8 tRNA genes are annotated in these 846 nt (G+C 52.7%); all 8 read left to right on the forward strand.

Annotated features, from left to right (window positions below):
- Nucleotides 1-52: 52 nt before the first annotated feature.
- The 8 genes from M3234_RS28690 to M3234_RS28725 all read left to right on the forward strand — a co-directional run bounded on the left by M3234_RS28690 (nt 53) and on the right by M3234_RS28725 (nt 812).
- Nucleotides 53-127: transfer RNA gene (locus tag M3234_RS28690), tRNA-Gly, on the forward strand.
- A gap of 4 nt (nt 128-131) precedes the next feature.
- A tRNA-Leu gene (locus tag M3234_RS28695) sits at nt 132-220 on the forward strand.
- Between the two features lie 13 nt (nt 221-233).
- Nucleotides 234-310, forward strand: a tRNA-Arg gene (locus M3234_RS28700).
- Nucleotides 311-324: 14 nt separating this feature from the next.
- Nucleotides 325-401, forward strand: a tRNA-Pro gene (locus M3234_RS28705).
- A 13-nt stretch (nt 402-414) separates the two neighbouring features.
- A tRNA-Ala gene (locus M3234_RS28710) sits at nt 415-490 on the forward strand.
- Nucleotides 491-508: 18 nt separating this feature from the next.
- Nucleotides 509-585, forward strand: a tRNA-Met gene (locus M3234_RS28715).
- Between the two features lie 40 nt (nt 586-625).
- Nucleotides 626-702: transfer RNA gene (locus M3234_RS28720), tRNA-Ile, on the forward strand.
- Nucleotides 703-719: 17 nt separating this feature from the next.
- Nucleotides 720-812: transfer RNA gene (locus M3234_RS28725), tRNA-Ser, on the forward strand.
- Nucleotides 813-846 lie beyond the last annotated feature (34 nt).

An 846-nucleotide genomic window follows, 5' to 3' on the forward strand; every position in this document is an offset into this window, starting at 1 on the left:
GCGCCGCAAGGCGTGGGGGTTCGACTCCCTTCACCCGCACCATTTCATTCATGCGGAAGTAGTTCAGTGGTAGAACACCACCTTGCCAAGGTGGGGGTCGCGGGTTCGAATCCCGTCTTCCGCTCCAAAATGCCGGGGTGGCGGAACTGGCAGACGCACAGGACTTAAAATCCTGCGGTAGGTGACTACCGTACCGGTTCGATTCCGGTCCTCGGCACCATAAAATTTCATATGCGCCCGTAGCTCAATTGGATAGAGCGTCTGACTACGGATCAGAAGGTTATGGGTTCGACTCCTGTCGGGCGCGCCACTTGTTTTAAAAAACGGGAAATAGCTCAGCTTGGTAGAGCACTTGGTTTGGGACCAAGGGGTCGCAGGTTCGAATCCTGTTTTCCCGACCATCTACATGATTATGGGGCCTTAGCTCAGCTGGGAGAGCGCCTGCTTTGCACGCAGGAGGTCAGCGGTTCGATCCCGCTAGGCTCCACCAGAACTTAATTAAAAATTTGGCGGTGTAGCTCAGCTGGCTAGAGCGTACGGTTCATACCCGTAAGGTCGGGGGTTCGATCCCCTCCGCCGCTACCAAATTGTTTTATAACCATATTGGTTAAAGAACCTTTAACTTGGACCTTTAGCTCAGCTGGTTAGAGCAGACGGCTCATAACCGTCCGGTCGTAGGTTCGAGTCCTACAAGGTCCACCAATAGCTTTATATAATATGGAGGAATACCCAAGTCTGGCTGAAGGGATCGGTCTTGAAAACCGACAGGCGGGTTAAACCGCGCGGGGGTTCGAATCCCTCTTCCTCCGCCATCTTTACATTTTTTATACCTTCTTATTGTCGCGG

The organism is Neobacillus niacini (assembly GCF_023715785.1).
GTDB classification, from domain to species: Bacteria; Bacillota; Bacilli; order Bacillales; family Cytobacillaceae; genus Neobacillus; species Neobacillus niacini_E.